At 62.0% G+C, this 19,833-nt stretch carries 23 protein-coding genes; 15 read left to right on the top strand and 8 right to left on the bottom strand.

What is annotated here, in order from left to right; genetic code table 11:
• Window positions 1-190 precede the first annotated feature (190 nt).
• The 3 genes from ACYOEI_RS26495 to ACYOEI_RS26485 are packed head-to-tail and all read right to left on the bottom strand — an operon-like array spanning window position 191 to window position 802.
• Complete coding sequence (locus ACYOEI_RS26495) at window positions 191-343, bottom strand: hypothetical protein (protein WP_462852646.1); 153 nt, start codon at window positions 341-343, stop codon at window positions 191-193.
• A 1-nt stretch (window position 344) separates the two neighbouring features.
• Entirely contained in the window at window positions 345-542 is a 198-nt protein-coding gene (locus ACYOEI_RS26490) for a hypothetical protein (protein ID WP_462852645.1), read from the bottom strand.
• Complete coding sequence (locus ACYOEI_RS26485; protein ID WP_462852644.1) at window positions 542-802, bottom strand: helix-turn-helix transcriptional regulator; 261 nt, start codon at window positions 800-802, stop codon at window positions 542-544. The genes ACYOEI_RS26490 and ACYOEI_RS26485 overlap by 1 nt, the downstream gene beginning before the upstream one ends.
• A 127-nt stretch (window positions 803-929) precedes the next feature.
• Between ACYOEI_RS26485 and ACYOEI_RS26480 the strand changes: the two genes are divergently transcribed.
• A complete protein-coding gene (locus ACYOEI_RS26480; RefSeq protein WP_462852643.1) occupies window positions 930-1,778 on the top strand; it encodes a tyrosine-type recombinase/integrase in 849 nt (282 codons plus the stop codon).
• Window position 1,779: 1 nt separating this feature from the next.
• Here ACYOEI_RS26480 and ACYOEI_RS26475 read toward each other — a convergent pair whose 3' ends face one another.
• The 4 genes from ACYOEI_RS26475 to ACYOEI_RS26460 all read right to left on the bottom strand — a co-directional run bounded on the left by ACYOEI_RS26475 (window position 1,780) and on the right by ACYOEI_RS26460 (window position 4,191).
• Window positions 1,780-2,094 carry a hypothetical protein gene (locus ACYOEI_RS26475; RefSeq protein WP_462852642.1) on the bottom strand — a complete coding sequence of 105 codons (315 nt, stop codon included), beginning with the start codon at window positions 2,092-2,094 and terminating at the stop codon, window positions 1,780-1,782.
• A gap of 166 nt (window positions 2,095-2,260) precedes the next feature.
• Complete coding sequence (locus ACYOEI_RS26470) at window positions 2,261-3,004, bottom strand: hypothetical protein (protein ID WP_462852641.1); 744 nt, start codon at window positions 3,002-3,004, stop codon at window positions 2,261-2,263.
• Window positions 3,005-3,310: 306 nt separating this feature from the next.
• A complete protein-coding gene (locus tag ACYOEI_RS26465; protein ID WP_462852640.1) occupies window positions 3,311-3,643 on the bottom strand; it encodes a hypothetical protein in 333 nt (110 codons plus the stop codon).
• Window positions 3,640-4,191 carry a hypothetical protein gene (locus ACYOEI_RS26460; protein WP_462852639.1) on the bottom strand — a complete coding sequence of 184 codons (552 nt, stop codon included), beginning with the start codon at window positions 4,189-4,191 and terminating at the stop codon, window positions 3,640-3,642. Before ACYOEI_RS26460 ends, ACYOEI_RS26465 begins: the two co-directional genes overlap by 4 nt.
• 178 nt (window positions 4,192-4,369) lie before the next feature.
• On the opposite strand from ACYOEI_RS26460, the gene ACYOEI_RS26455 reads away from it, so the two are divergent.
• The 11 genes from ACYOEI_RS26455 to ACYOEI_RS26405 all read left to right on the top strand — a co-directional run bounded on the left by ACYOEI_RS26455 (window position 4,370) and on the right by ACYOEI_RS26405 (window position 13,056).
• Entirely contained in the window at window positions 4,370-5,443 is a 1,074-nt protein-coding gene (locus tag ACYOEI_RS26455; protein WP_462852638.1) for a hypothetical protein, read from the top strand.
• 41 nt (window positions 5,444-5,484) lie between these two features.
• Window positions 5,485-6,297, top strand: coding sequence for a hypothetical protein (locus ACYOEI_RS26450; RefSeq protein WP_462852637.1), 813 nt, complete (start codon window positions 5,485-5,487; stop codon window positions 6,295-6,297).
• Between the two features lie 166 nt (window positions 6,298-6,463).
• Window positions 6,464-8,038, top strand: coding sequence for a type IV secretory system conjugative DNA transfer family protein (locus ACYOEI_RS26445; RefSeq protein ID WP_462852636.1), 1,575 nt, complete (start codon window positions 6,464-6,466; stop codon window positions 8,036-8,038).
• Window positions 8,038-8,589: a hypothetical protein gene (locus tag ACYOEI_RS26440; protein WP_462852635.1), complete on the top strand. Its 552-nt coding sequence runs from the start codon at window positions 8,038-8,040 to the stop codon at window positions 8,587-8,589. Before ACYOEI_RS26445 ends, ACYOEI_RS26440 begins: the two co-directional genes overlap by 1 nt.
• Window positions 8,590-8,631: 42 nt before the next feature.
• On the top strand, window positions 8,632-8,970 hold the full coding sequence (locus ACYOEI_RS26435; RefSeq protein WP_462852634.1) for a hypothetical protein: 339 nt from the start codon (window positions 8,632-8,634) through the stop codon (window positions 8,968-8,970).
• A gap of 89 nt (window positions 8,971-9,059) precedes the next feature.
• Window positions 9,060-10,115: a hypothetical protein gene (locus ACYOEI_RS26430; RefSeq protein ID WP_462852633.1), complete on the top strand. Its 1,056-nt coding sequence runs from the start codon at window positions 9,060-9,062 to the stop codon at window positions 10,113-10,115.
• Window positions 10,116-10,169: 54 nt separating this feature from the next.
• A complete protein-coding gene (locus tag ACYOEI_RS26425) occupies window positions 10,170-10,337 on the top strand; it encodes a hypothetical protein (RefSeq protein ID WP_462852632.1) in 168 nt (55 codons plus the stop codon).
• Window positions 10,338-10,356: 19 nt separating this feature from the next.
• Entirely contained in the window at window positions 10,357-10,533 is a 177-nt protein-coding gene (locus ACYOEI_RS26420; protein ID WP_462852631.1) for a hypothetical protein, read from the top strand.
• Between the two features lie 151 nt (window positions 10,534-10,684).
• Window positions 10,685-11,800 carry a hypothetical protein gene (locus tag ACYOEI_RS26415; protein ID WP_462852630.1) on the top strand — a complete coding sequence of 372 codons (1,116 nt, stop codon included), beginning with the start codon at window positions 10,685-10,687 and terminating at the stop codon, window positions 11,798-11,800.
• Window positions 11,801-11,834: 34 nt separating this feature from the next.
• Window positions 11,835-12,026: a hypothetical protein gene (locus ACYOEI_RS26410; protein ID WP_462852629.1), complete on the top strand. Its 192-nt coding sequence runs from the start codon at window positions 11,835-11,837 to the stop codon at window positions 12,024-12,026.
• 379 nt (window positions 12,027-12,405) lie between these two features.
• Window positions 12,406-13,056 (top strand): hypothetical protein, encoded by a 651-nt coding sequence (locus ACYOEI_RS26405; protein WP_462852628.1) that lies wholly within the window; start codon window positions 12,406-12,408, stop codon window positions 13,054-13,056.
• 148 nt (window positions 13,057-13,204) lie between these two features.
• On the opposite strand, the gene ACYOEI_RS26400 is transcribed toward ACYOEI_RS26405, so the two are convergent.
• The gene (locus tag ACYOEI_RS26400) at window positions 13,205-14,539 is read right to left on the bottom strand and encodes a tyrosine-type recombinase/integrase (RefSeq protein ID WP_462852627.1); all 1,335 of its coding nucleotides are present in this window, start codon (window positions 14,537-14,539) and stop codon (window positions 13,205-13,207) included.
• Between the two features lie 514 nt (window positions 14,540-15,053).
• On the opposite strand from ACYOEI_RS26400, the gene ACYOEI_RS26395 reads away from it, so the two are divergent.
• The 3 genes from ACYOEI_RS26395 (at window position 15,054) to ACYOEI_RS26385 (ending at window position 19,801) form a co-directional block, all read left to right on the top strand.
• On the top strand, window positions 15,054-15,446 hold the full coding sequence (locus ACYOEI_RS26395) for a hypothetical protein (RefSeq protein WP_462852626.1): 393 nt from the start codon (window positions 15,054-15,056) through the stop codon (window positions 15,444-15,446).
• Window positions 15,421-16,659 carry a LysR family transcriptional regulator gene (locus tag ACYOEI_RS26390; RefSeq protein WP_462852625.1) on the top strand — a complete coding sequence of 413 codons (1,239 nt, stop codon included), beginning with the start codon at window positions 15,421-15,423 and terminating at the stop codon, window positions 16,657-16,659. The genes ACYOEI_RS26395 and ACYOEI_RS26390 overlap by 26 nt, the downstream gene beginning before the upstream one ends.
• 487 nt (window positions 16,660-17,146) lie before the next feature.
• Window positions 17,147-19,801 carry a hybrid sensor histidine kinase/response regulator gene (locus tag ACYOEI_RS26385; RefSeq protein ID WP_462852624.1) on the top strand — a complete coding sequence of 885 codons (2,655 nt, stop codon included), beginning with the start codon at window positions 17,147-17,149 and terminating at the stop codon, window positions 19,799-19,801.
• The last annotated feature ends 32 nt before the right edge of the window (window positions 19,802-19,833 follow it).

Raw genomic sequence — 19,833 nt, 5'->3', positions numbered from 1 at the left:
CACGGTCCATAGGGACAGCGCCCGCCGAAGGCTGGCACGGCGAGTCTTCGTTGAGTGCACCGATCGCGAGTACAGGCGAAAGAAATTCAGAGAAAATGAAGGGCGGATGTGCGGAACATAGGCTGCATGTATGTCCGTTCCCATATCACCTCTCTTCCTCGTTACCCTTGTGTACTGGATTCTTTCGCGGTTAATCTTCCTTCTGCTTGTCCCATGGCCGATCCAACCATGCGAGCGTTGCAACGGCCGGCGCCCAGAAGATGTTCGGCTCCTTCAAGAGAACCGCGCCGACTGCACTTGCAATCCAAATAATTGCCATCGATATTGCGTGGGCTGCTTTCATGTTATTCGTCCTCCAACATTGTCATTAATGTGCTTGCCATCGCCAAAAGCTTTGCATGTTGCTCAGGATCGACATTTGCGTAATGCTGATCGATTGCGATGACCCCTTCCTGAATCTTTGTCATCGCGGCCTCGACAATTACTGTATCGCAATGAAACTCAGCAAAAGTGTGATAGCCGTTTTGGTTTTTGAAGATCATTATTTGCTCCATTGCCTTTCGTTTTGCTTTCTTTTCCGCTCCTGATAGAGCCGCCAATCCTCGGCAGCCTGCCATTTCAAGAGGTCGAGGGCCTTGATCCCCATTTTTTCCTCCGCGCGCTCAGCCAAGGCAACGGACACACCCCGCTTACCATTCATCAGGTCTGACAGATAACTGGGGCTGATCCCCAACTGGGCGGCGGCCCTCCTTATTCCACCAACGTCGTCGATCTGTTTCTGTAATCTTTCGATTGGGGTCATATCGTATTCCCTGCATTCGCTCGTTAATGAGTAAGCTGTAGAGCGTTTTGGCGTACATTGCAAGCATTATTTTCAGTGATGCATTTTCTGCTTGCGCAAACTTTCAAAGCGCGCGCAAGCTACCCTCATGGAACCCACTGTCAGCGCCATTCTCCACAAGTTTCTCGACTGGAACCGCAAGCACCGGTCGCCGAGGACGTGCGAGTGGTACGGGGGTCATTTGCATGGTTTTCTCGACCACCTGGGCGACCAGGCCGAGATGCATGCGATGGATCTGAAGCCCTACCACATCGTCGAGTGGGTCGACTCGCATGAAACCTGGGGCGACAACTATCGGCGCGGTGCGATCGTCGCCGTCCAGCGGGCGTTCAACTGGGCCGAAGAGCTCGGGTATGTTTCGGCCAATCCTGTCAAGAAGATCAAGAAGCCGCCAGCGAAGCGTCGCGAGGTGTTCATGACGCCGGAGGATTTCCAAACGATCCTGGCCGAGCTACGCGAAGGCGACCCGTTCCGCGACTTCTTCCTCTTCGTCTGGCTCACGGGATGCCGGCCGCAGGAGGCCAGGCACATCGAGCCGAGGCACGTCCAGCTCGACTCGGAGCGCATCGTGTTCCCGGCCGAGGAGTCGAAGGGCAAGCGGGCCAAGCGGGTCATCTACCTGCAAGGCGTCTCACTGGAATCCGTCACTAGGCTGATGGGAGAGGGCAGGGCAGGGAAGTTGTTCTTGAATAGCCGGGGTCAACCGTGGACGAAGTATGCCATTTGTAACAGGTTCCACCGGCTCTCACATAAGCTTGGCAAGCGGCTCTTCTGTTACTCCCTGCGCCATGGGTGGGCCACCAGGAAGCTCAAGCAGGGGCACGGTCATCTGGTCTTGGCAGCCCTCATGGGACACGCGGACGGCTCGATGATTTCGAAAATCTACTCTCACGTGGAGAAAGACGATGCGTACCTGAAGAAGGCGTTGGAGGATTGATCTATTCCGTCGCTCGCACCCAATCCGTCTCCAACCCAATGAAACGACGCAATCGCTCTGCCGTCGGTCGTTCCGGTCGCTTTTTTGGCTTCGGTGGCATCCAGATCGGTATCGGTTCGAACCGCATGCAGCGGAAGAACTGCGAGGCCCAGTAGGACGCCTGATCCTCGGGAACGAGTGATCCGTTGAGCATCCTCCATTCTTTGGCGATGATCTCCGCGGCTTGCGTCTCGTTGATCCCGGGAAGGCGGTTGGGCTTCGACTTGCGATAGGTGATCTCGAAGAGCAGGAGCTGGCGTTCTTTTCGGTGTCGCATCGGATTCTCCAGAATCGAACGAGGCGGCGATGGCGGCGCAGCCGGCCATTCGCGGCCTAAAGGCCGAATCTGGATTGAGCGGAGTCAAGAGAGAGGAGCCGGCTGCACGGAGTGTACTCACGGAGGAAGCTGGCGGACCGACCTTGATGGAGCGGTCTGCGACTGTCTACGCAACCCAATCCAACTCCACCTGCACCGGATGCGCCGCCCGATCCCACCTCGCTGCGGCCTGGTGCGACTCGATCCTCTCTCGCATGACCTGGGCCCGGCATTCCTTGCTCGGGGGCGTGTAGGTCCCCCTCCATTTCGCGTCGATCCCGATGTTCTGGGCGATGTTCGTGGAATCCGCTGAGGCGAACGGGAACCGTGTGAAGACCTTCGGGTCGAGCATCCTGAGTCCGTGGAGCTTGCAAACGGGCAGGCCGTTCAGGTCGCAGACGACGTTCATCGCCTGCGCCAAGCGATTCCACCAGGCCCGCGTGCCGATCTGGGCGAACTGGCTGGAGCTTCCGAGGCAGATTCGCGGCCACTCATAGGACAGCCGTTCCAACCGGCCAAGAGATTCGTGAAGGTGCCAGACTGGGGCGCCCGCGTGTCCCCACGGCCATTCCTCGATGAGCGCGTCGTTCTCGGCCTCGGAGCCCTCGATTACGTCGGGAATAACGGCGAAGTCAAAGTTCGGGACACGCCGGATGCCCGCGAGCCAGTCGTAGTAGGATTGCCAATCTTCGACGGGCTCTCCGCTCTTCCAGGCTGAAAACGCCCCGTTGTCGACGGCGAAGCTCTGGGCGACCTCGATGGCCAGTCCGAGCTGCTCGGGATAGCGGAACGAGACGAAGGCGTGACCTCCGGCGATGGCTCGTGTAGCCGCAGAGGCCGGCGTGATGGGTAGACCATGATAAGGAATCACGCTCGCCCCCTCTGATCCTCGGCAATGCGCCCCCGGCGACCCAGCCGCTGCCTCTCGTGATCGGATCGGTCTGCGCACCTGGAGGCTAACTCTTTTTCCTCGAGGATCCTGAAGCCGAACATCCCTGACCGAGCCGCCAGTACCAACCCCGCTGGCGAGAAATCCTCGAACTGATGCGGCCCCGGCCCTGTGAGGTAGAGGTTGCCCTCGCTCGTGATGATGAAGTCTCTCCCCACGTCGATGATGGCCGCGAACGAATGGGCGGGATCACCTGAAGCCGTGTATCCGGACCAGGCGAGGCGTCCGTTACGGACGGTGAGGTGGGCAAGCATTCGAGGCCGTGCGGAGGTTTTCGGGTTTCAATTTCGCCAGCAACTCCCGTGCGATCACCCGTCCAGGGCGAGTATCGATCCCATTGGCGACCTCGGTGAGCTTGGCGACGAGGATGTCTCTCTCGCGCGTGACTTCCGCGAGTTCTTCCTCAGCCGTGGTCAAATCGCTCGGCCCGGCCACCGTTCTGGACAACTTGGCCAGGTAATCGGCTTCATGGCACTTTGGCTGGTGAAAACGGAAATCATGCTTGCCGACATCCGCCTTGCGCGGCGCAATCCCTACGCAATCCAATGGCGTCTCGATCATCGCCCTCTACCCTCGTCAGGCCCTTCGAGTCGGTCCTGCACCAGCGCGAAAACCAACTCTTTCGCGTCCTGATAGTTCGCCGCCGGCTGCTCCCGATCGACCCGTTCCCATTGGGTTCGCATCGGCACGTAGAGGAACCCGCGCTCCCTCATCCGCTCGGTCTCGGGGTTCAGCCCATCACGGGAAGGCTTATGTTCGTCGCTGAACTGGATGCCCACCACGTTCTTGTCGTCCGATCGGGTGAGGCGGATACCCGCCGAGTAGTGACCCTCCATGCCGCGGAAGCCTTTGGGCGTGGGTCGCAGGCCGCTTGGCTGGGTCAGGCGTTCGACGAAGGAAGGCTCGGGCAGGACGAGCTCGGGCTCGGGATCGGGATGGGCCCATACGCCGAGTCGTTTGGCGGCTTGCTCGAGCGATGGGGCGGGGTGCTCAAGCTGATCGGCGGTCGTGAGTCCAGCCTTCTCGATGACCTCCTCGAGGGCGGACGCGATGGGAACGGGTTCTTGAAGGGTTGCGGTGAAGTCTGATTTGGATTTGCGGCGTGCCATGAACCCTCCTTGGTTGGGGAGAGCGGTGGCACGGATTCGGATGGCTGTCAAGCGTTTAGTGTGTGGGCGGTACGCGCGCGTACGAACCCTGAGGCGGAAACCATGGCGGGCTGATTGTTCCGCCGCTATCGTGTCCAGGAACTGATTTGGCCGTAACCTGTGCCGGGAGAACTATGCGATGGAACCGGTGAAGGTGAAGTACCGATCTCTCACGGATGATTTCCTGAGCAAGGTCGATCTGGATGTGATCGATAGGGACGCGTTCCGCGACTGGGGGAGGACGCAGAACCAGTTCTTCAGCAAACAAAAGTGGAAACCAATGAAGGAGGGCGAGAATGTGCCGGCGGACATGATCGAATATTTGATTTATTATTTAAATCATGTTCTGAAATTGGGGTCGTACAAGCTGACGGAGGTTTCTGCCGAAGGCGAACCCCCCACGAGAAGATCTGCGAGCATGCCTCCGCCGCGCGAAAATGTATGGGAAAAGGGATGGCCCTGGGTGATTAACGAGATGACAAAGGAATTCGTCATCTCGGAAGACGCTTTGTGCAAGGATGAGGATGACCTCAGGGCGGCTGCTGAGATGGCGATGCATTACCACGGTGTCATGGATGGCAAGCGCAAGACCAAAGCCGAAGCACTTGATTACTCTACGAAGAGTATGAATCGGGATCTCGCCGAATATACAGCGTACTTCAGGCGATGCTGGGAGGTCAACGAGTATTCGGTGCTATTCACCGTCGCCCCCGGGAGAGACGGACCGCGGCGAATCGGCATGACCTGTATCGTTCCTATCACGGAACAGTTTTATATGCGATTCCTCGAGGGCCGGGCCGAGGAAATCGAGGCCGGGCGGGATGACCTTCCGAAACATAGTCTCTGGCTTCATGTGAACCAAGCTTGTGAGGATCCCGAGATCATGAAGGCTCGCGGGAAGTCCGCTCGGGCCTATTTGCAAGTGCGGACTATGCTGTCACAGACCGCCTCGATTTGCCCGCTCCTGAAGAAAGATGAGATGAAGCCCAGGTCTGTGACACTCGCAGGCGATGCGGTGGCGACCAAACGTCTCAGGACTCTCGGCTACGTGTCCTCCGGACGCAAGACCCCTATTACGGGCAGAGACATCTGGGAGCATCGTTGCCCGATCAACGGGTCCAACTTCGTTGAAATCAGCAAGTACGGGCTCGTCAGGTCGGCGATTCAATGGGTGCAAGGAGCAGAAAGGACGAGCGAGCAGCTCGATGCGTAAGTCGCAAAATTACCATTGTCTTATCGCAGGAGATTTTCGCAATGACCATGACCGGAAAGCACGTCCGCGCCCCCATCTCCTCCCTCCGCCGCAACTCCATCCGCGACGGCCTCGAACCCGAGGATGTTCTGACGTCCCTCGCCCGCTCGTGGCTCTCCCGTCCCATCCATCCAATCATCTGGCGATCCGATTTCACCGTGGTCGATGGCCATCGCAGGCTCGACGGGTTGCTGCTTCTCGGCGAGACGGAAGTCGACGGCTTTCAAACCGACGCTGACCTCTCCGACGCTGAATTGCTCGAAGCGGGCTGGGCAACCGCCTACCACCGGAAGGGGCTCAGCGGCGCTGAGCAGTGGCGAACCCTCGAAAACATTGTGGCGGCCTATCCGTCCCTGAAGCAACGAGACATCGCCGAGAAACTCCACGTCAACGAAGGGACGGTCAGCCGAGGGCTTTCCCCCTCGAAGTGCGTCTTGGCGGTCCAAGAAGCCTTGAAGGCCGGGAAGATCGGCCTCGCCGACTGCGCCGACCTGGCTCGCCTCTCTCAGGAGGACCAGCTCGTCGGCCTCACGAAACGCCTCGCCGGCGGCAAGGTGCCGAAGCCGCCTCGGGATCCGGGTGAAACCCCTCCGGACAAGGTCGCGCGGCTCCCGATTCGCCTGGCGGTCGAAGAGGGCGATATCAGCGTTCACGGCACCGTCACTTTGGCCAGCATGCCCGGCGAGGAGATGGACCTCGACAGTGCGGAAGGCCTGCTTGTCCAGGCCCTCCGTGCCCTGCGGGACGCGAAGAAGCGTGGCATATCGCCCAGGACCTTCGCCAAGGCCATGAAGGACATGGCCGAGGCGAGCTGACGCCGCGTCGTTCGCGGCCGACCATCTCGACGTAGGGTGCGCCGGATCCCGGTGACGGACCCGGCACGTCCTGACCTTCGCCGGTTGACCTCGGTCAGGCGTTGGGCCGGGCTGCGCGCCGGACGACCCGCCGACCAAAAAACCTTCCCGAACAAGTGAGGAGCCTATGCGACGTCTGCTCGGCCTCTGGGGCGTGTTTCACGCCGCCATGTGCTACTCGTTCGGCCAGCGGTTCGACGGCCAGGCCCTGACCGCCAGCTTCGTCGTCGCCCTGGTCGCTTTCTCCGTGTTCCGGCTGTTCGGAAAGCTAGGGTCGCTGGGCGTGAAGAGGAGGCCCGGCGCCCGGGATGTGCTCGAGCAGGTGTTATTCAAGTGGACGGAGCAAGATTCCTACACGTTACGGGATCTTACACGCAATGCTATAGTGTTCGGAGGTACAGGTTCCGGCAAGACGACGGGTGCCGGTTTCGGGATCGGGAGCGCCATCGCGCGCAACCCTTCCACTTCGATGCTCATCCTGGCCTCGAAGATCGAGGACAAGGAGTTCTGGGGGGGGATTTTCGCCGCCGCCAAGCGAGAGCTCGTGGTGGTCGAGCCCGGAGGCGGCCTCTGCTTCAACGTGCTCGACGCGGAGCTGAAGGAAGGAGGGCAGACTCGAGATATCACCCAATGTTTATTGACCCTGGCCGAGGGGCTGGGCCGGGGTGACGGCGATTCGCATCGAGACCCATTCTGGAGGGAGGCGAACCGTCGCATGCTCCACAACGCGATCGAGGCGCTCAAGCAAGCCACCGGCCGCGTCGACCCGTGGGACCTCCAGCGGTTCATCACCGGGGCGGCGCGTTCCCCCGCAGACCTGAAGGATGACAAGTGGAAGGCGAGCTTCCACAATGAAGTGCTCATGCGAGCCTGCCATTGCGAGAAAACGGCGCTTGCCAAACACGACTTCGAGCTGGCTCGCCTCTACTGGACGGAGGAGATACCGACACTAAACGATCGTACACGAACTTCGATCGAGGCCGGAGTCCTGGGCCTGCTCCACGTACTGAACACCGGAATAGTACGCGAGCTCATCGCGGGCGAGACGAACATCACCCCGGCGATCCTGGATGAGGGCCGGTCAATCCTCATCAACATGCCGATCGTCGCCGGGGACGCCACGGCCACCTTCGTCAACGTCGCCTGGAAGTATGCCGTCGAGCGCCGGATCCTCCGGCGGAAGGCCGGCGGTGACGACCGAGTGATTGTCGTATGGACAGATGAATATCAGAAGGTGGCCAATAGCTACGACGCGGCTTACCTGGCCGAGTGCCGGAGTCATCGTGGGAGCCTCGTCGCTCTCACTCAGTCGGTCCACGGGATGTACGAGGCGATGGGCGAAAATCCATCGAATTCACTTTTGTCGAATTATTTATATAAAATCTTCCATGCGGTGGGCGATGCCAAGACGGCAGAGCTTGGCGTGGCGTTGCTCGGCCAGCGCCAGGAGACCATGACCGGGGGATCGGAAGATCCGAGCCGGAGCGCCGGGGAGGAGATGTGCGGTAGGAGCGGATTCAATAGCTCCTTCTCGTCCCAATACCAGCCCATCTTGCAATCGAACGCCTTCTCCACCGGTCTTGCGACCGGTGGGCCTCCCGACTGGATCGCGGAGGCCATCGTGATCAGGAGCGGACAACCCTTTTCCTCGGGCGAGGCGTGGCACCGCGCCGCGTTCCGCCAGCCCACAAGGAGACGCTGATGTCGAGAGAGAAAGAACCCGAGTCGATGTGGATGAAGCCGAGCGAGGCGATCGACATCTTCTATCCGCTGTGCATGACGTTGTCGACATGCTTCTACCCCTTCCTGCATTCGCACTTCGGGACCCATGCCTTCGCGTGGTACGGCCCGTTCGCACTGGTGCTCATGTTCGTCTGGATCGGCTTCGCGGAGGCCCCGGAACTGACTTGGTTCATGGGGGCCTGGCTACTGATGATCATCTATCGCCGCATCTGGTGCACCGAGAGGGACGAGATCTCGACCTATACCGGAGACCCCGTGGTCGCGATGAAGCTCCCCTTCATCAACACCGCGTCGAGAGGGAGGTTCGTCGAGCCGCTCCTGGTCGCCGGGGCCGGTGCGGGGATCGAGTCTTACTCGAAGGCCTTGAGCGTCTTCTTCCTGTTCGGGGCCGCGGCGATGGCCCTCGTCGCGGCGTTCGACAGGCAGATGCTCAGCCGTCGCATGCGAGAGATGCGAGACGCGGCCCTTTATCACGAGCACATGGGGCGGATGTTCCGCGGCCGCCGCTGAGTGATTTTGTCCCATTCACATCAACAATGATCGGAGCGGTCCATGGCAGACAAGGCGTATCCCAACCTCGGCGTCAATGAACCCGAGGTGAAGCCGGGGATTGTGCAACGGGCGGTCCAGGCCTTCAAGGAGGGATGGGAGAACCTCCGCGTGGGCGACGGCCATGCCACGGCGATGGGCCGTCTCGGTGGGCATGAGCTGACTCAGGCCCTCGCCGCCTTTCCCGACAGCAACGTCCGACCAATCGAAGAGCCCGGGGTTTGCGGCAATCCCACGGCCCAGATCGTGAGCGACGAGATGGGCTACAACGACATGCTCGACCGCGCCGCGGCCCGTGGCAACGTTCAGGCCCAGGACCAGAGCCAGGGCATCGAGCGCTGACGCTCCCGGCAACCCGTTAGAACCCAGGGCGGGATGACTATCTAGGCATCCCGCCCCAGCGATCCCTAACACCAACTGAAGGAGGATCGATGCGAAAGCTCCTGATCGCCGCCGTCGCCAATGCCTTGCTGTTGCTTCTCACGCCTTGCGGTGGCGTGTACCGGGTCGTCGCCTGGAAGCTCGGGACATTCGGCGGCCCGCTGACGTGGCCGGCTACCTGGTTCGGCGTGCTGGTCATCTATCCGGGTGCCTGCCCGCTTTCTCCAACCGCCCCGACTTTCAAGGCTTGCGCCTTGTCCTGGTGGGCCCTTATCTTCTGGACCCTCGTCCAGATGATCGTGAAATGGCGAAGCCACAAGCCTCCGCTCGACCCTGGCATCAGCCATTGTTGGCTCGGCAAACATGAATGGATTTTCGCAATCATCCTCGCACTGGTCGCCGACGCGTTCCTGCGGGAATACACGGGCCTCTTCCTCATGATCTGTTTCGCGTGCAGCGCCGCGCAACTCTGGATCGTCCGGGCGAGGCGGCGTGCCGAAGCCTGGTCGGGTGAAGATACCGAGCGGCTACTGGCCCCGTGCCGACCCGTCCTTGACCACGCCAGGGCCGCGATGCCGGTCGTGCGCCGTCATGCCGCGACCCTGGCGGGGTTCTTCTTCCCGGCGGGTGCGATCACGCTGAGCCTAGCCCGGCGTGCGTTCGGTGCCAAGCCGCCTTCGGTCGCGGAAACCGCCGAGAGTGTCCCCGCCCCCCATCGTCCCTTGACCTTCGGGCAGAGGGTGAGGAGCCATATGGTGGCTCATGTGATCATTTCACTCATCAGCGGGGCGCTCGGCTTCAACATCCTCATCGCCGCCGGCACCATCGTCCTGTCGATCCCGCTCTGGATCATGGGCGCGAGGGTCGAGTTCCCGGATCACGTGAGGGGAACAATCGACAGGGGTGTCGGGATCGTGAAAGAGGGGATGGGCGGTGTCAGGGACGAGGCCTCCGACCGATTGGCGAGGAAGAAGGCGGAGCTGGAGGAGGAAATCAAGGAGCGTGAGGAGGCCCTCAAGGCTCGCGTGAAGGCCGAGCAGGAGGAACTCAAAGAACGGGCCGAGCGGGCCGCCGGGCTGAAGGCTCTGGAAACCTTCTTCAAGTGAAAGGGAACTCCATTGAAGTGTCCGTTCTTCGCCTCGCGTTCAAGGAGATCGATCGTGAAGACCTTGCGAGCGTGGATCCTTCGTTGGCTCCGAAAGCCGAGCAATTCTCTCATGCTCATGTCTGCATTCATACTGTCCCTGCACCACCACTGGACGCAACTCACGTTCGGGGCGTTCTCCCTCGCGGCGGGGTCGATCCTCGCGAGAAAAGTCGGCATCTGACCCACAAAAGGGGACCGCGATGATCGAATTCCTCTCGCTCCTGATCATCCTCGTCACGTTCGTCCACGGCGCCGTCGTCGCCTGGCTGCTGGCCTTCCGCCGGGCCGACTACGTGCGCCTCGAAAAGCCCGTCCGACCGTCACCTCTCGCTATCGCCACGAATCCGGCTCGCGACGCGGTCCTGATCGACCGTTGATACCACGCCGCTTCACCCATCAAGGAGCTTCGCAATGGAAGACATCATCAAGCAGTTTGGCTGGGATTCCGTCGCCGTCCACTGGCGGCACATCGCGGGCGCGGCCGGGGGCCTCGTGGTCCTTGGCCTGCTCCTCCGGCCGATCAAGCTTTTGCTCGCGAAAGCCCCGGATCTTGCGAGGAGGATGGCCGGAGGCATCAAGGCCAGACCCCGGGCCGTCCTCCTCCTCGCTGTCGTCGCGTGTCTCGGCCCCGCCTCGTTCGCGGCGGGATACAAGCTGATGCCCGCCAAGGTCGTGGAGAAGCCGGTAGAGAAGGTCGTGGTGAGGGAGGTGTTCCGCACGCTCACGGGGTCGGACAACGAGCAGATCAAGACGCTCCAGTCGCAACTGAAGCAATACGAAGGCTACATCGACGAGGCCAGGCGCGAGGCCACCGTCGCCGACCAGGAGCGTCGGCAGGCCGAATATCAGAAGACGGGCGCGGACGAGCTGCGAGCCAAGGCCGAGCGGCAGGTGGCGGAGTTGAACGCAAGGTTGGAAAAACAGGTGGCCGAGCTGAACAGGAAATCGGTCGATCTCAATCCGTCCAAGGACAGGTCGACGATGGAGAAGCTCTCGAAGGCATTCGATGACCTTCATGCGTCGGGCGTCGGTTCCGAGGTCGACCACATGAGCAAGACGACCACCGGGTGGCAATCCAGGTTCGTCACGTCCCCGGACGATGATTCCTACTACCATCGGCAGTGTGCCGCTTGCCAGCGGAACGCGACGATCAGCAAGGAGATGGCCGGGATCCTCCGGCGTCATCCACGCTGGACGCGATCTTACATGCCGGACGAGTCCGCTTTGCTCGCCGAGGAGAATGCGGCGAAATCGGAGGTGGAGCGGAAGGAACTGGAGGAGAAGCGAAAGGAAGCGGAACGGTACTCTCGGCTTCTGACGGCCTTCGGCGAGACCAAATCCATCGCCGAATGGGCTAAGGATGACATCCGGGGAGAGGGCGTTGACGCAAACGCCATTGCCGGCCGAATCAAAGACGGATGGGAGCCGCGGAAGGCAATCGAGCTTGATACAGATTTTTCTACATATGTTGCTGGTTCAGGCATGATAAGAATTCGTGGGAAGGAAGCGGAGAGCTATGGCGAGAGTGTTAGAGAGCGTCTCGAAGCGAAGAAGAAAGCGGATCTCGCCGCGCGACGCAAGGCGGCCGACGAGGAGGAAGCCAGGGCCAAGGCGACTGGGGCGGGCTCGGAGGCGAAAGACTGAACACCTCATCGTCTTCCACCACAAGGAGCCAACATTGAAATCACAGCATCTCGAGGAACACCACTACCCGATCGCCGCATCGGCCGCAGCCCGTATCGTCAACCTGATCGACCCGTCGCTCCCCAAGAGCGAGGCGTTTGGCAGAGTCCTGATCATCGTGCTCGAGAGCATGCGGCTGTCGGCCCAGGAGCTGAACGACGCCCGGTTCAGCCCCTCGGAGAACTGAGGCCCATGTTCGTCTGGAACGTGCTCCGGGGGAGGGACAATCGCGTCGAGACGGTGGAGGGGTCGCCCTCCTCGCGGCCTCCGGCCTCTTGGCGATTCGATCACTGGACCGCGAGTCTAGCGAGTCCCAGAGGTCGTCTCGGGAATCGGTGCGGACGTGAACCTCCGGGGTGGAGTGTCAAACTCAGGCGACGAGCACGATGCGTACACCGACCTCCACGACTGCCGTAGCCCAAACGGTCCTAGTGGTCTGTCAAGCTTCTAAATTAGGGTGCAGTGGTCGATCGGACGCCAGCCGATTCCGCAGGAACCAAGGAGTACAACCCTAAATCAGAAGTTTGACAGAGCACTAGATCCAAACAAACGGAGATTGAGCAACCATGAGCGCGACACCTTCCGGCGGCATGACCGCCGTGATCTCTTGCCCGCATTGTCTCCGCCAATACGAGGCCGACCCTTCGCTGGAGGGTCGACTGGGGCAATGCGGTTCCTGCCTGGCCCAGTTCGCCATCAGCGTCCCGACGTTGAAGACGGACGGCGCTGACCCCGTGGTCTTCCGGCGATCTATCGGACCCAGCTACGCCTTCTTCAGGGAGGGCTGCGAGACGCTGGCCCGGAACGTCTCTTCGATTCTGATCCAGGCGGGGCTGCCTGTGACGCCGGGGACCGTGATGAGTTTCATCAGGTCGATGCCGCGAGATCGAGACGATCTTTCCCTCGAGGAATGGAGACATGGCTTCTGCAATCAGGCGCTGAAAGAGGGCTACGTGCGATGTGACGGTGAGGAGAGCAGGTCGAGATTCCGCGTCCTCGTGGAATATTTCTGCGACCGCATCCCGAACATGCCAAAGCGAACGCTCGACATGCTGACCGACGCCTTCGTCGGGATCTTGAGCGGCATCCACTGGGAGGATGGTGCCGTGGCGTCGAACCCGGTCGCCGGCCGGGAGGAGCCCGAAAGTCCCGGTCTGTTCCGCCGATGGGCGGACTCTCTCGGGTTCGGGACGTTCACGAGATCGAAGTCGGCGTGATCGAGTGGAGATCGACCGGACAGCACGACGCGAGGATACGCCGAGGGAGCGGCGGCAGGGGAGGAGGGATCGCATGCGTGGTTTCGAGGAGGTTGCGGAACCCTACCTCGACTTGAGCCGGGAGCAGGTTTCCCGGCTCATCCTCTCGCTATTGATCGAGGACGGGATCAGGCGGAGGCTGGCCGTCTTCCGTCAGGAACCGGCCCCGCAGCCAGTCGAGCGCCTCGAAGAATTCGACGTCGCTCGGCCTGGTGTAGTGCTTCTCGGACATCCCCCGGGGTGAGTCGGCGAGGAAATACGTGGTGAAGAATTTGTACTGGGGGTGCTCGCCGAGGATCGTCGAACTGGTCTTCCGCAGGTGCTTCAGGCCCAACCGGCCCTTCTTGCGGCCCATCTTCTTGGCCAGACGCTCCCAGGCCGATCGGATGGAGTCGTATTTCCGATATTTCCCCTCCTCCAGCCATTCCCTGACCAATGGATTGCCGTCATCGGTGAGCAAGGCCAATTCGCCCTCCGCTCGGGACTTTTTGAGCAGGTCGAAAGTCTCCGGCCACAGGCGGTAGGTGACGACGGGGCCGTTCCGTTCGCGGGTCTTGCTCCGCGCCCGACGGACCAGACCCCGCGTCCAATCGACCTCATCTTGCCGGAGCTCGGCGACGTCGTTCTGGTACATGCCGCAGTTGAGCATCAGGAGCAGGTAGAGCTTGGTCCGTTCGCTGAAGCCGTCGCAGGCCGCGAGCATGGCATGGACTTCCTCGACGGAGAACGTCTCGATCGTCCTGGCGGCGGAATGATTGAATCGGAAACGGCGTTCGTCGATGTTGCCGGGCAGGGCGATGAGCTTCATCTTGACCAGGCGGCGGATGAACTGCTTCGCGGTCATCAGGAGTTCGTGCGCGGAACTCGGGGCGTATTCGCCGGCCTCGACCTTGGCGGAGAGGCGGTTGAAGTAGCCTTCGAGCTTGGCCTCGTCGATGGAGTCGATCGACGCACCGGGGCCGACCCATTCCGCGAACGGCCGGATCCGGCGGCAATAGGCGTCGTACCGTCCCTCGGAGATTTGGCCCGATTGGCAGACCGAGCGGAGGAGCGTCTTCCATTGGTCGACCTGGACGGCGACCGTGCGATCCGGGGAGGGCGAATCCATGCTCGATAGCATGGCGTCGGCCTGCGCCTTGAGGCCGTCATAGGACCCGCCGCCGAGCAACGCCTCGACGGCCTCGCGTCGGGCGTCGTCGTCGAGTTGGGAGAAGTCGCGGACGAGGGCGCCGATCCGGGCGGCACGCCGGAGCCGGTCGTCCTCGGGCGGGATGTCGGCGATCTTTTGCTGCTGTTCCCACCACTCGTTGGCCGCGCGCCAGGATGCATCCTTGGTATCGGGGACGCCGAGTTGGCGGCAGGAGACGACGTAGACCTTGCCGTCGTGGACCTTCCTCCAACGGCGGCCGGAGGGGACCCAGGTCATCGCCAGGCGCTTGGCCATGGTGCCTCGGGGAGTAACAAGCGGAGTAGCAAAATGCCGCTCCCTCGATGCTACCCAATGGGGTGCCCGAGAGGCAAGATTTTGTTACTGGGACTTGTTACGATTCGGGGCGATTTGTTACGGGATTCGGAGGGAGAGGAGTTTTTTGATGGGTTCTAAGTCGTTGCTGGGAGGGGGTTTATGTCGATTCAAAATGTTAAAATGGGTGGATTTCTGGCTTTTCCAGTGCCGCACCTTCGGCCTCTCGGTCACCTCTCCAAACGTCGCCGAAGTCAAGAAGGCAGTCGGAGTTACGGGAGGACGAGGTTGGTTGGGAACCTCGAGTCTCACGATCCCACCCGGGTTGGGTGGACTCGACCCGCCATAAGATAACCGGAATGGCGGTGTCCTGGCAATCCCTCCCTCGCCTTGCTTGGGGTGCAAGACGCGGTTCGCAGGGACTACCTCATGAGGTAGGATGTCAAGCTAGCTTTTCCAATTCGTTTCGTTCCGCAAGTCCAAGGAGGGATTTCCCATGCCTTTCCGTAAGTCGTCTTTGATGGATGCAGCGGGGATCGGAAAGGTGGCCGAGGGGTGGGGGAAAGTCGTCGCGCGGCGCGTCGAGGAGCAGATCGGCCCGGACCTGGACCTCGACGCCGATGAGATCGAGCAAATCGCCAAGACGGCCGCCTGCGCCGTGGCCAAGAGCGCGATCGAGGAACTCCTCGAGAAGAAGGCCGCCGCCCTCGGCCCCGAGCAGTCCTGCCCCCAGTGCCAGCGATCTTGTCCCGTCCGACGCGAATCCCGAACCATCGTCTTCTGGGGGGCTGAGGTCGAGTATCGCGAACCGAAGTGCCATTGCCCGGCCTGCCGCCGGGATTTTTTTCCCTCAGCGGCCGACGTTGCGACTGAACTCCCACCACTATAGCCCCTCGGTCCAAGAGAAGGCCGTCCGGGCCGGCGCACGGGGATCTTCCTTCCAAGAGGCGGCCGTGGTCCTCGAGGAACTCGCCGAGGTGAAGCTCTGCGGCCGTCAGCTGGCGCGCATCGCCCATGAAGTCGGTCACCAGTTGGAGGCGCGACGCGATCAGCAGGTCGAGCAATTCCGTCGAGGAGAGCTCCCGCGCGACGTGACGACGCGACCTGCGCTGGCGATCGTGGAAGTCGACGGCGGCCGGCTCCAGGTCCGTGGCACGGGGGAGGGTCCGGGCGCCCATGAGGCCGGATGGCGCGAAGATAAGTTCGCGTTGCTCGCCACGGCCGCGAGGACCGTGTCGGCTTCGGACCCCGAGCCGGAGTTGCCCGAGTGCTTCCGGGATCGCGAATACGTCGAAAGGCTGTTGAGCGGGATTGCCGGAGAAGGGCCCTTGAGTAGCACGGCGGCCCCCGAAGGCCCATCGGACTCGTCGCCATGTCCGGCGGAGGGCCGACCGGATGCGCGAAAGCGGCCGGAGCTGTTGGTACGGACGTATGTGGCCAGCATGAGCCCGAGCGACGAGTTCGGGCCGATGGTCGCTGCCGAGGCCCGGCGGCGGAACTTCGACAACGCCTCGGGCCGTGTCTTCATAGGAGACGGATCGGCCTGGATCTGGACACTCAAGAAGGAGTGCTTCCCGACCTATCAAGCGGTGGTCGATTTCCTCCATGTCCTGGGCCATGTGTTCGCGGCGGCCAAGGCGGCGGTAGGAGGGGTTTCGGAGCGTTGGACGTTGTTCCAAGCCTGGGCCGAAGCGATCTGGAAGGGTCAGACGGCCCGAGTCCTGAGTGAACTCCGGGACCTGCGCGATGGGCAGGGAGCGATCTCGGACCAGGAGTTGAAGGAGTTGGCCGAGGACGACCCGCGGAAGGTCCTGGCTCAGGAACTCGGTTATTTGGAGCGGAACGAGTCACGCATGGGCTACCCGCGCTATCGTCAAGAAGGCTTGCCCTGGACGAGCAGCCACATCGAGTCGACGGTGAAGCTCTTCAACCGGCGGGTGAAAGGTTCGGAGAAGTTCTGGGGAGAGTCGGGAGCGGAGACGATCCTCCAACTTCGGGCGGCGGTCCTCTCCGAAGACAACCGGCTGCAGCACCACCTGAAGACACGTCCGGCCAGCCCATTTCGTAGCTATAAGGCTAGGGAAAAGGCGAAAGCTGCGTAATCCCCCAGATTACGAACCGCGTCTTGCACCCCCTTGCTTGGAAGTCTCGGCGACCAAGGCGATGATTGTCGAATGGCGACACCAAGATTTCTCGTGGAATCGCGTTCCCTTTGAGAACGAGGTACGACGATGTGGTGTGAGGCGCCGACGTCGCCCGTTGCGCGAAGCCGGTGAAAGGAAGAGAATTTAGAGGCGAGGCTCGGGGGCGGGATCCGGCTCGTAATGATTTATGGTCTCAGGGCTTGCGAAATGTTGTCACGTTGATGGTGAACAGTCGCAGCAAGGCGACGTCTCTCCTCGGTGAGCCGCCGTGAGGGAATGTTGCACGTGAGCTTCGGGTCGCCTCGGGTTAGGGAATCGGGAACTGGGTGACGCGGGTCAAGTCTGCGGTCCCCGAGAAATCGTCGGGAGATTAAGATGGTAGGGGAAAGGGCTCCCATGATGGCAGCCCGGCGACCGGGTCGGCGGTGCGGGGTTGGGCACGATCATGGCGAGGACTCGAGAGATTCTCCTGCGCTACGGCGGAGCCGTGTTGGCGATCCTGGTCGCCACGGCTTTGCGGTGGATCCTGACTCCGCTCGTGGGGGATCGCTTCCCGTTAGGTACCTACTTCATCGCCCTGGTGGTGGTCGCCTGGTACGGGGGGCTCGGGCCTTCGTTGCTGGCTCTGGTCATCGCGTTCGTCGCCGTCCCGACGTTCACGGATGTCCGTGGGGGATTGCCCTACTGGAGCGTCGAGGCCGAGATCAATTCGTGGCGGTTCCTGTTCACGGGGTCGGTGGTGGCATTGCTCGGAGGGGCGATGCGGGCTGCTCGGCAGCGGGCCATCCTGGGAGAAACTCGGGCGACGCAGGCGCTCGATGCGGAACGGGTCCAGGGCGATCGTCTCAGGGTCACACTCCAGAGCATCGCCGAGGGGATCATCGTCACGGATTCCCGAGGGTATGTGACGTCGCTGAACCCCGTCGCCGAACAGATGACCGGCTGGACGTCGAGCGATGCCACGGGCCTCCCCCTGTCTAAGGTGTTCCGCACCGTCGACCAGGTGACGCATCGGACGGCAGAGTTGCCCGTCATGCGGGTCATCGAAGGGCGGATCGTCCAACCGATGGACCAGACCGAGCTCGTCGGCAGGGGGGGGCGGCGGATCGCCATCGAGCACTGCACGGCGCCGATCCAGGATGACCATGGGGACATCACCGGGGTTGTCATCATCTTCCGGGACGTCACGGAGCGCAGGAAGGCCGAGGAATCGCTGCGGGCGAGCGAGGAGCGGTTCGCCCGGTTCATGCAGCACCTCCCCGGGCTCGCCTGGATCAAGGACGGTGAGGGACGCTACATCTATGCCAACGACGCGGCGGAGAAGGCGTTCAAACGCGCCCGCGAGCAGCTCTACGGCAAGACCGACGACGAGGTCTTCACCGCCGAGACCGCCGCCCAATTCAAGGCCAACGATCGCCGAGCCCTTTCGAGTCGGAAAGGTGTGCAGGTGATCGAAACTCTCGAACATGAGGATGGGTTTCTCCATCACTCGGTCGTCAGCAAGTTCCCCATCCCACCCCAGGAAGGGGCGGCCCCGCTCGTCGGCGGCATGGCGATCGACATCACCGGGCTGAAACGGGCGGAGGAGGCCCTCAGGCTGAGCGAGGAGCAGTTCCACACGCTCGCCGATTCGATCCCGCAACTCGCCTGGATGGCCCGGCCGGACGGCTCGATTTCCTGGTTCAATCGGCGCTGGCTGGAATACACGGGAGAGCCTCTCGCCCGAATGGAAGGTTGGGGCTGGCAGTCGGTCCACGACCCGGTCGAGCTGGGACGGGTACTCCCGGGTTTCCTTGCCGCGATCGCCACCGGGGAGCCCTGGGAGGATACCTTTCCGCTGCGACGACACGACGGGACGATGCGCTGGCATCTCTCCCGCGCACTGCCCGTGCGGGATGAGTCGAAGCGAGTGGTGCGCTGGTTCGGGACCCACACCGACATCACCGATCGGATGGAGATGGAAGACGCCTTGAAGGAAGCCGATCGTCGCAAGGACGAGTTCCTCGCCACGCTCGCGCACGAGTTGAGGAATCCGCTCGCCTCGATCCGCAATGCCTTATTCCTGATGGGAAGGGACCAGTCGGCGACGAATGGCCAGCCGTATGAACCCGAGAGGGCGATGGCCGAGCGACAAGTCGTCCACCTCGCCCGACTGGTCGGCGACCTCATGGACATCGCCCGGATCAGCCGAGGCAAGATCGAGCTTCGCATGGAGCTCATCGAGGTTGCCTCGGTGATCCGTCGGGTCGTCGAGTCGGCCCGACCGGGGCTCGTCGAGCACAACCACGCCCTGGAGGTCGCCCTGCCCCTCGACCCGATCCCGATCGAGGCGGATCCGACTCGGCTCGAGCAAATCCTCGGGAACCTGCTGAACAACGCCTCAAAATACACCGAGCCGGGAGGCCGAATCGAACTCTCCGCCCGGAGGGACGGGGACGATTGCGTCATCCAGCTCAAAGATACGGGGATCGGGATCGAGGCCTCGATGCTACCGAAGGTCTTCGACATGTTCGTCCAGGTCGAGGATCGCTCGGTCAGGGCCCAGGGCGGCCTCGGCATCGGGCTGAGCCTCGTCAAAACCCTGGTCGAGAAACACGGGGGCTCGGTCGCGGTCAAGAGCGATGGGCCGGGGTGCGGAAGTGAGTTCATCATCCGCTTGCCCGTTGCGAAGGTCGAAACCGGGACGCTCGCGGAGGCTGATCGAGATGAGTCGACGGCCGACCGGCCGTTGCCTCGACGTCGGGTGCTCGTGGTGGACGACAACGTGGACGCGGCGACGAGCCTGGGGAAACTGCTCCAGAGGCTCTACGGTCAAGACGTGAAGGTCGCCCACGACGGCCCCACCGCACTCGAGTTGTGCGAGCAGTTCCGCCCCGAAGTCATCCTCCTCGACCTGGGGATGCCCGGCATGGACGGGTACGAGGTGGCGAGTCGCTTGCGAGAACGGCCCGACTTCGGGGAAATCCGCTTGATCGCACTGACCGGCTGGGGCCAGGAGTCGGCGAGGCAACGGACCCAAGCGGCGAGTTTCGACCTCCATCTCGTCAAGCCCGTGGATCCCGAGGAACTCCGCCTCGTGCTGGCCGAGCTCAAGTACTGAAAGGGGATGGGCCCTGCGACAACTCGCCAAAA

The sequence above is a fragment of the Singulisphaera rosea genome (genome assembly GCF_054877945.1).
The sequence above is the reverse complement of the archived record's forward strand: the minus strand, read 5'-3'. Positions and strand labels throughout refer to the sequence as shown.

Coding starts and splice junctions, on each gene's coding strand:
- ACYOEI_RS26430 (WP_462852633.1), top strand. CDS start 9,060: ATGCGAAAGCTCCTGATCGCCGCCGTCGCCAATGCCTTGCTGTTGCTT.
- ACYOEI_RS26485 (WP_462852644.1), bottom strand. CDS start 802: ATGACCCCAATCGAAAGATTACAGAAACAGATCGACGACGTTGGTGGA.
- ACYOEI_RS26480 (WP_462852643.1), top strand. CDS start 930: ATGGAACCCACTGTCAGCGCCATTCTCCACAAGTTTCTCGACTGGAAC.
- ACYOEI_RS26465 (WP_462852640.1), bottom strand. CDS start 3,643: ATGATCGAGACGCCATTGGATTGCGTAGGGATTGCGCCGCGCAAGGCG.
- ACYOEI_RS26490 (WP_462852645.1), bottom strand. CDS start 542: ATGATCTTCAAAAACCAAAACGGCTATCACACTTTTGCTGAGTTTCAT.
- ACYOEI_RS26495 (WP_462852646.1), bottom strand. CDS start 343: ATGAAAGCAGCCCACGCAATATCGATGGCAATTATTTGGATTGCAAGT.
- ACYOEI_RS26450 (WP_462852637.1), top strand. CDS start 5,485: ATGACCATGACCGGAAAGCACGTCCGCGCCCCCATCTCCTCCCTCCGC.
- ACYOEI_RS26455 (WP_462852638.1), top strand. CDS start 4,370: ATGGAACCGGTGAAGGTGAAGTACCGATCTCTCACGGATGATTTCCTG.
- ACYOEI_RS26440 (WP_462852635.1), top strand. CDS start 8,038: ATGTCGAGAGAGAAAGAACCCGAGTCGATGTGGATGAAGCCGAGCGAG.
- ACYOEI_RS26400 (WP_462852627.1), bottom strand. CDS start 14,539: ATGGCCAAGCGCCTGGCGATGACCTGGGTCCCCTCCGGCCGCCGTTGG.
- ACYOEI_RS26405 (WP_462852628.1), top strand. CDS start 12,406: ATGAGCGCGACACCTTCCGGCGGCATGACCGCCGTGATCTCTTGCCCG.
- ACYOEI_RS26460 (WP_462852639.1), bottom strand. CDS start 4,191: ATGGCACGCCGCAAATCCAAATCAGACTTCACCGCAACCCTTCAAGAA.
- ACYOEI_RS26385 (WP_462852624.1), top strand. CDS start 17,147: ATGGCGAGGACTCGAGAGATTCTCCTGCGCTACGGCGGAGCCGTGTTG.
- ACYOEI_RS26445 (WP_462852636.1), top strand. CDS start 6,464: ATGCGACGTCTGCTCGGCCTCTGGGGCGTGTTTCACGCCGCCATGTGC.
- ACYOEI_RS26475 (WP_462852642.1), bottom strand. CDS start 2,094: ATGCGACACCGAAAAGAACGCCAGCTCCTGCTCTTCGAGATCACCTAT.
- ACYOEI_RS26395 (WP_462852626.1), top strand. CDS start 15,054: ATGCCTTTCCGTAAGTCGTCTTTGATGGATGCAGCGGGGATCGGAAAG.
- ACYOEI_RS26435 (WP_462852634.1), top strand. CDS start 8,632: ATGGCAGACAAGGCGTATCCCAACCTCGGCGTCAATGAACCCGAGGTG.
- ACYOEI_RS26420 (WP_462852631.1), top strand. CDS start 10,357: ATGATCGAATTCCTCTCGCTCCTGATCATCCTCGTCACGTTCGTCCAC.